The sequence below is a fragment of the Serratia silvae genome, from assembly GCF_023282985.1.
GTDB classification, from domain to species: domain Bacteria; phylum Pseudomonadota; class Gammaproteobacteria; order Enterobacterales; family Enterobacteriaceae; genus Chania; species Chania silvae.
In genome coordinates, this window is record NZ_JAGQDC010000085.1 from 1 (window position 1) to 249 (window position 249).

The 249-nt window shown below is 62.2% G+C and carries 1 protein-coding gene; it reads left to right on the forward strand.

What is annotated here, in order from left to right; translation table 11 throughout:
• Positions 1–249, forward strand: a 249-nt coding sequence (locus KAJ71_RS23335; RefSeq protein WP_248947806.1) for an ATP-binding cassette domain-containing protein, incomplete at both ends; no start/stop codon positions are given.

Below are 249 nucleotides of genomic sequence, written 5' to 3' on the forward strand. Positions count from 1 at the left end.
CCGTAGAGCCGGGCCAGCGGGTGATGCTCAGTGGGCGTTCCGGCAGTGGTAAAAGTACGCTGCTGCGTGCAATGGGCGACTTGTGGCCTGCAGGGCACGGCAGTATTCGCCTGCCGGCGGCGCGTTACCTGTTCCTGCCGCAGAAACCCTACCTGCCGATTGGGACCTTGAAAGCTGCATTGAGTTATCCACAGGACGACGGCGTGTACCCGGCGCAACGTTATGCACAGGTCCTGGAAACCTGCCGCT